Raw genomic sequence first — 6,943 nt, forward strand, 5'->3', positions numbered from 1 at the left:
CATCTATTTTTATAATCATCAACGATTTCAAGAACGCAACAACGGCCTTGCCCCTCTTGAAATGAGGAACAAGGCCGTCGCCTAATCTTTTATTATTTCATTGTCCACTTGACAGGGAGCAGTTCATTTACTGAAAAAGAGTAGATCTATCCATAGCAACTCATAAGCCCTCTTAATAAAAAAGAAACACCAGTTTCTCAGTGTTCCTTCATTTCAAACTATTCTTACCATCTGTTACCAGCAGATTCCACCTCTGTTGTAACATCCCTATACTCGAGATTAGTCAAACTTGCATAGACATCATTGATACTATCACGATAAAAATGATCCGACTGAGCAGATAGCTTAACCATTTTATCTTTATCTACTTCACTCGGTGCTTCTAGTGTAACAATACCATCCTTGTCAATAATCAATTTAGAGAAATTGTAAACATAGAAATCTGTAGAAGTTTTAACAAAAGAATCTTCTTTTTAAAAGAAACCGATAGATATTCTTTCGTTCCCACCTGACAAGCCGTTAACACCAAAACTGACAAGGCTACAAAACCTAATCTCAATAATTTCTTTTTCATCTTTCTCCTACAAACCAGGACTTCTCCAGTTCATTTGAATCAGCGAATAGTTGCATGGACGCCGTAACGCTCCATGTTAGCTAATTTTTCATTAGCTCGCGCATTCTGGATAGTTGCCCTTGCCGCGGCATCTTCCAAATGAGCCTGCCCTTTACGAAGTCGCTCTGCCTGATCACGCAGTTGTGAAATTTGAGCATGACTCCGCGCCAATTGTTCCGCCATTTTTTTCTGTTGATTCATCACAGATTGCTGATGCTGTTCTGTCCGCCAAAGGTTGGCAGCTTCTTGGAAATTCGTTGCACGGAAATCCTGCAACAAGACCAACATGCCTGCAAAATCTGTCAAATTTGCAAAATTATCAGGGATCAGAGACAAGAAATAAAGAAGTGTCTGGTTGCTTTCCAATGCTAACTTATCTGCAAGGAGCGACTGATATTCTTGAGAATGTTCCGCTTCAACAGTTGCTTCTTGAGTAACCTTCTCAAGTTGTTTCTTACTAAGTACATTTACAGTATAATTGAGACCGAAAGCCGAATGTTTTTTATTAGTCGGTCTAGCCATAAGCCACATAAAGAGACGGACTGTAGCCTGCCCAAATAGATACATCACCCCCATCATGAAAAGAGCGTTGAAAAAATTATTGCCGAGTTCAACCACTCCCATCAGGGCAAAAATGATACCACCAATATTTCCATTCCGATTATACTTAGCTGTTGTAGCCTGTTTAACACGTGTACTAATAGTCTGTTCAACAATAAAAGACATTTTATTCTTAATAGTAAAGAATTCATCAATCTGCACATACAAATACTGCAAAATATCAATGAGTTCCTCGCGACCAAATTGGTTTATATTTTGTTGTTCTGCCATTCTTTCCTATCCTCTTCTCCGTTTTTTTGCATAACCTAGTCCAAGACCAGCAAGGGCCGTGTAGCCTAACAATACCAAAAGGCTCTCTTGTGAGCCCGTTTGTGGCAGCTGTCTATACTTTTCAACTCTGCTATAAGTGATTGGCTGTAGCTTAGTACCTGCAGTTTGGTTGCCATCAAAGTAGCCCACAATCTTACCAACTTTATCTGTGATAGCAATCGGTTGACCGCCTGCATCATTGATAGCTTGTCTCTGAGCCACAATCTGTGCTTGGGTATAAGCCTCCTTCACAGCCTCATATTGAGCTTTAGCATCACGTTGGTTCTTCAAGAATTGGTCCAACTTATCAATTTCAGCGTCAAGGGTTGCTTTAGCAGCAGTGTGAGCCTTGATAGCTTTTGCAAGCTCCGCTTGAGCGTCTGCAAGGACTTGGTCAGCATTTTTGAGTGCTGTAAGCTTAGCCAATTGTTCGGCAAGTTGCGATTTCAATACAGCGATTTCATCTGCAATCTTAGCTTCTTCAGCCTTCAATGCCTCTACTTTCGATTGAGCTTCTGCAAGAACGACTTCGCTGGTAGACTTAGCTTCTTTCAGTTGAGCCAATTTTGCTTCTTCAGCAGCCAATTGACTTTTCGCATCTTCAAGAGCTTTAGTCTTAGTTGCTACATCTGCGTTGAGGTTGTCAACAGCTTGTTGAGCCTTAGCCAAGCGAGTTTCAGCAGCTTGACGAGCAGCGGTTGCACTTGTCAAGGTAGCCTGGGCTGCTGGTGTTTGGTCAGCGATTGCTTCAAGGCTTGCAATGGTTGCACGAGTTGCAGTAAGTGCTGCCTGAGCCTTGTCATTTGTAGTTCTTGCCTGAGCAAGAGTTGCTTTGGCACTTGTGTCTGCTGCGACAGCTTTTGCTTGAACCGATTTCGCATCTTCAAGGGCTTTAGTCTTGGTTGCTACGTCAGCGTTGAGGTTGTCAACAGCTTGTTGAACAGCAGCAAGGCGCGTTTCAGCGGCTTTACGCACAGTGGTTGCACTTGTCAAGGTAGCTTGGGCTGCTGGTGTTTGGTCAGCAGTAGCTTTCAAAGTAGTCAATTGAGCCGTAGTTGCTTGTAAAGCTGATTGAGCTTGATTGTTAGCAGTCGTTGCACTAGCAAGGGTTGCTTGTGCTTGCTTGTCAGCTTGTGTCGCTTGAGCCTGTACTGTCTTAGCAGTTGCCAATTCAGCCTTAAGGGCTGTTGTGTCGTATGGTGATGCGATAGTGTTGCCACTGTTGTCGGAAAATTGGATAGTATGAGCACGTCCAAATCCACCAGGTGTTACGCTTGTAACAAAGGCTCCGCTGGTTTGTACATTAACGGTACCACTACCAGCATATCGTGGAAAATGCCAATATTCGTTTGTAATATGCGCATAATTTTGGTTGTAATCACCAGCCCATGTATTGATTGACATACTGAAAATGTTCCGATATAACTGAGTCATGGTGGTAGTTTTAGTGGAGATGAATGCAATCCCCTCCGAGTTGTAACTTACATTATTATTGCCATCATTTCTTAATGCGGTATAACTGTGGTCACCCGTGTTATCGTTTTCAGCTGTATAATTTTTAGCAATTTGCATAGCAGCTTGTACGGCATCTTTTGTGACGATCACATCTTCATTATTAGCACCCCATATTTGTCTACGAATTGCATTACCAATATGAACATAATACTGGTATAAAGCTGTTACTTGCTCTTCTGTCATGTTTGCGGGGTCAACCACAGTTGTGTCAACAGGAGTTACCATTGTTTTAGTATAGCCAACCATATCGGTTGTATACCATGTATTGACTGCATCAAACAAGGCATCTTTATTGCTTTGAGACTTATCCTTCACAAATGCCTTATAAGCATTGATAACATCTTGTGACAGTTTTGGTGTTGTTAAGTTATCAAAAGCTGCGATGTTAGCTGTCAACTCTGCCACTTTGTTGTCGGCAGCTGTTTTTGCGTCGGCTTTAGTTTTCGCATCAGCCTGTGCTTGTGCAAGAGCTCCAGTTGTTTGCTTAGCAGTCGTTTGTTGTTGCGCTTGTGTTTCAGTAAGGCTTGCAATGTCGCTGGCCTTTTTAGCATCCGCAGTTTGTGCAGTTGCAAGGTCGCTTTGTGCTTTGGTTTCGTCTGCTTGTGCTTGTGTAAGGTCAGCCTGTGCATCATCACGTTCTGCGATAATTGCAGCAGCTCCAGTACCGTCTAGTACCTTCTGGGCCTTATCAACCGCCATATTGGCATTTACCAAGTCAGCTGCCGCTTTAGTAGCGTCTGCTTGCGCTTGTGCAAGGTCACTTGCAGTCTTATCAGCAGTTGCGGATTGAGTAGCCTCAGTGTCTTTAGCAGTTGCCAAGTCACTTGCTTTCTTTGCATCAGCTTCTTGAGCCTTAGTAAGGTCGCTTTGAGCTTTGGTTTCGTCTGCTCTAACAACTTCAAGGTCACTTGCAGCATCGTCACGTTCTGCGGTAATTGTCTCTTTACCAGCGCCATCTAGAACTGCTTGTGCATTATCCACAGCTGTTTGAGCATTGTCCACAACAGTCTCTTGAGCGTCAATGGCCGCTTGGTCACTATTTACTTTAGCTTGTGCATCATCGGCTTTTACTTGTGCTTCAGCTGTGTTTTCAGCGGCTTGAGTAGCCTTGCTTTCAGCTTCTGAAATAGCTGTTTGCGTATCAGCCACCCCAGTTTCAGCATTCGCAATGTTTTCATCCCTTACTTCGGCCTTGTTTGTTTCAGCCTCTGCAACCACTTCTGTGGCCCTTTCAACCACGTTTGCGGCATTTTCTTCAACAACACTCGCATCCACCACCACAGCAGTCTGAACAGTTACAGCCTGGTCAGCAGCAGTCTTAATAGTAGCCGCCTGATCAACCGTTGCTTCAGTCGGTGTTTCTGTTACAACAGCAGTACCATTGGTCACGATAACACCTGATACTGTCTCAATATCTACACTAGCTGTCAGAGACACCTCAGGGCTCTCTACAGGGCTTGTAGGGGTATTTACAGCTTCTTCAGCATGCACACCATTTGCAATTACAAATGAGCTAAGAGACGCTACTCCAATAGCTGTGCTCTTTATCAGTTTCTTGCCCATCAATTGAATCTCCTTTTTTTGCAATTAGGAAAGGCTTGCTGTAAAGTCAAGCCTTGTTATACTAGTATAACAAGCGATTTGTCAAAAAAAAATCTAAAATTTTTACATACTTTTCCAAGTCAATAAGAGATAAGAAGAACAGCCCCATGACAAAACTTTCACCGCTTAGAGAAATCCTCAAACAGCCCCATAAAAGCTTATCATCAGCCCAAAGGAAAAACTGAAAGCATTATTTTCCATGCCCAAATTAATCAACACCTTAAATACAGGAAACAACTGTATCAATTTTCAGAAGCCCACCTTCTCAACTTTCCCATTATCAACATACTAAAGTAGAAGTACTATAGCAAATCTAACATTACTACAATGTCAGAAATATTCTGATCCTAAAACCACCCTAGCCGCCAGACAAAATCATGACCACCCGTCAAACGGGTGGTTTGAACAAGGGCTATAAGCCCACATCACCAGCCAGCGCCTAAAGACGCTGGCTTTCACTTTGTTCAAGCCTCACTGCTTTTGACTCGTCACTAGCCTCTTAAAGAGGCATTCGTACTACTTGCCATTATCCCTAAAGGGATCTTCATACTCTTTTACACTTAGCTTATCAAGTGCTATATCATGTTTTTCCTGTTCTTGTATATATTTCTTAATTGTGGCTTCATTAAGTCCAACTGTACTTACATAATATCCCTCTGCCCAGAAATGACGATTGCCAAATTTATATTTGAGATTGGCGTGTTTATCAAACATCATAAGAGCACTCTTACCTTTTAAATAACCCATAAAGCTTGATACACTTAATCTCGGAGGAATACTGACTAACATATGAACATGATCCGGCATCAGATGTCCTTCGATAATTTCTACGCCTTTATAACTACACAAATGTCGGAATATTTCTCCCAAGCTACTTCAATATTGATTATAGATGATTTTTCGTCTATACTTAGGTGTGAAGACAATGTGGTACTTACACAACCACTTTGTATGTGATAAACTATGTGCCTTTTGTGCCATACTTTTCTCCTCTCGCTTTACAATTGGCTTGAACACCTTTATTGTATCGCGTTTGGAGTTTTTTGGTATAACCTTCGTCGCGCACCCGCATAGCGGGTGGTTTATTTGTCACGCACCTTACGGAGCGTGACGGACTAAAAGTCACATAAGCAAAAAAAGAAACGCTGATAAATCAACGTTTCTTCTTTATAAACTATACCGGCGGCCGGGGTCGAACCGGCACGCCCGTGAGGGCACTGGATTTTGAGTCCAGCGCGTCTGCCAATTCCGCCACGCCGGCATATAGTTGAACTGGGGTAGCTGGATTCGAACCAACGCATGAGGGAGTCAAAGTCCCTTGCCTTACCGCTTGGCGATACCCCAATATTAAAATAGGCGAGTGAGGGGAATCGAACCCCCGAATGTCAGAGCCACAATCTGATGTGTTAACCACTTCACCACACCCGCCATATAACACGGGCAGTAGGAATTGAACCCACACTGAAGGTTTTGGAGACCTTAGTTCTACCTTTAAACTATGCCCGTAAAGGTATGGAGAGAGAGGGATTCGAACCCCCGAACCCGAAGGAGCGGATTTACAGTCCGCCGCGTTTAGCCTCTTCGCTATCTCTCCGAAATATAATATTAAATTAATGGCGCGAGACGGAATCGAACCGCCGACACATGGAGCTTCAATCCATTGCTCTACCAACTGAGCTACCGAGCCAAATTCTTAAAGAAATTGCGGGAGCAGGATTTGAACCTACGACCTTCGGGTTATGAGCCCGACGAGCTACCTAGCTGCTCCATCCCGCGGTAGTAGAAAAGGAGGATGTGGGATTCGAACCCACGCACGCTGTTACACGCCTGACGGTTTTCAAGACCGTTCCCTTCAGCCGGACTTGGGTAATCCTCCAAATATAGTCCGTACGGGATTCGAACCCGTGTTACCGCCGTGAAAAGGCGGTGTCTTAACCCCTTGACCAACGGACCATATAATGGGCACGAGTGGAATCGAACCACCGACCTCACGCTTATCAGGCGTGCGCTCTAACCATCTGAGCTACGCGCCCAAACCAAGTTTGGGTATGAACTATGTTCAAAGCGGGTGACGAGAATCGAACTCGCGACAACAGCTTGGAAGGCTGTAGTTTTACCACTAAACTACACCCGCTTATATGGGAGTTAACGGGATCGAACCGCTGACCCTCTGCTTGTAAGGCAGATGCTCTCCCAGCTGAGCTAAACTCCCAATTTGCTAAGCGACTACCGTATCTAACAGGGGGCAACCCCCAACTACTTCAGGCGTTCTAGGGCTTAACTGCTGTGTTCGGCATGGGTACAGGTGTATCTCCTAGGCTATCGTCACTTAACTACTGAGTC

Annotated in this window: 4 protein-coding genes, 12 tRNA genes, 1 rRNA gene and 1 pseudogene; all 18 read right to left on the reverse strand. The window is 43.8% G+C overall.

The window, feature by feature from the left end; translation table 11 throughout:
* Positions 1–224: 224 nt before the first annotated feature.
* Positions 225–416 carry a hypothetical protein gene (locus tag ODU37_RS10295; protein ID WP_044758884.1) on the reverse strand — a complete coding sequence of 64 codons (192 nt, stop codon included), beginning with the start codon at positions 414–416 and terminating at the stop codon, positions 225–227.
* Positions 413–574 carry a hypothetical protein gene (locus ODU37_RS10300; RefSeq protein WP_153600796.1) on the reverse strand — a complete coding sequence of 54 codons (162 nt, stop codon included), beginning with the start codon at positions 572–574 and terminating at the stop codon, positions 413–415. Before ODU37_RS10300 ends, ODU37_RS10295 begins: the two co-directional genes overlap by 4 nt.
* A 39-nt stretch (positions 575–613) precedes the next feature.
* Positions 614–1,444 (reverse strand): hypothetical protein, encoded by an 831-nt coding sequence (locus ODU37_RS10305; protein ID WP_105158700.1) that lies wholly within the window; start codon positions 1,442–1,444, stop codon positions 614–616.
* Between the two features lie 6 nt (positions 1,445–1,450).
* Complete coding sequence (locus tag ODU37_RS10310) at positions 1,451–4,561, reverse strand: SEC10/PgrA surface exclusion domain-containing protein (RefSeq protein ID WP_105158699.1); 3,111 nt, start codon at positions 4,559–4,561, stop codon at positions 1,451–1,453.
* Positions 4,562–5,116: 555 nt separating this feature from the next.
* A pseudogene (gene tnpA, locus ODU37_RS10315) lies at positions 5,117–5,581 on the reverse strand (IS200/IS605 family transposase).
* Positions 5,582–5,777: 196 nt separating this feature from the next.
* Positions 5,778–5,861, reverse strand: a tRNA-Leu gene (locus tag ODU37_RS10320).
* Positions 5,862–5,872: 11 nt separating this feature from the next.
* Positions 5,873–5,944, reverse strand: a tRNA-Gln gene (locus ODU37_RS10325).
* 11 nt (positions 5,945–5,955) lie between these two features.
* A tRNA-His gene (locus tag ODU37_RS10330) sits at positions 5,956–6,028 on the reverse strand.
* A 7-nt stretch (positions 6,029–6,035) separates the two neighbouring features.
* Positions 6,036–6,106: transfer RNA gene (locus ODU37_RS10335), tRNA-Trp, on the reverse strand.
* A gap of 7 nt (positions 6,107–6,113) precedes the next feature.
* A tRNA-Tyr gene (locus ODU37_RS10340) sits at positions 6,114–6,194 on the reverse strand.
* Between the two features lie 20 nt (positions 6,195–6,214).
* A tRNA-Phe gene (locus ODU37_RS10345) sits at positions 6,215–6,287 on the reverse strand.
* 15 nt (positions 6,288–6,302) lie between these two features.
* A tRNA-Met gene (locus tag ODU37_RS10350) sits at positions 6,303–6,376 on the reverse strand.
* 10 nt (positions 6,377–6,386) lie between these two features.
* Positions 6,387–6,476 (reverse strand) — tRNA-Ser (locus tag ODU37_RS10355).
* A 5-nt stretch (positions 6,477–6,481) separates the two neighbouring features.
* A tRNA-Glu gene (locus tag ODU37_RS10360) sits at positions 6,482–6,553 on the reverse strand.
* A 6-nt stretch (positions 6,554–6,559) separates the two neighbouring features.
* Positions 6,560–6,633: transfer RNA gene (locus ODU37_RS10365), tRNA-Ile, on the reverse strand.
* Positions 6,634–6,663: 30 nt separating this feature from the next.
* Positions 6,664–6,734 (reverse strand) — tRNA-Gly (locus ODU37_RS10370).
* Between the two features lie 5 nt (positions 6,735–6,739).
* Positions 6,740–6,812, reverse strand: a tRNA-Val gene (locus tag ODU37_RS10375).
* Positions 6,813–6,817: 5 nt separating this feature from the next.
* Positions 6,818–6,933, reverse strand: a 5S ribosomal RNA gene (gene rrf / locus ODU37_RS10380).
* Positions 6,934–6,943 lie beyond the last annotated feature (10 nt).

The sequence above is a fragment of the Streptococcus sp. 2021WUSS109 genome (assembly GCF_044427305.1).
GTDB lineage: Bacteria > Bacillota > Bacilli > Lactobacillales > Streptococcaceae > Streptococcus > Streptococcus suis.

Excerpts from the sequence above, each read along its gene's own strand:
- ODU37_RS10300 (WP_153600796.1), bottom strand. The coding sequence starts at position 574 with ATGAAAAAGAAATTATTGAGATTAGGTTTTGTAGCCTTGTCAGTTTTG.
- ODU37_RS10305 (WP_105158700.1), bottom strand. The coding sequence starts at position 1,444 with ATGGCAGAACAACAAAATATAAACCAATTTGGTCGCGAGGAACTCATT.
- ODU37_RS10310 (WP_105158699.1), bottom strand. The coding sequence starts at position 4,561 with ATGGGCAAGAAACTGATAAAGAGCACAGCTATTGGAGTAGCGTCTCTT.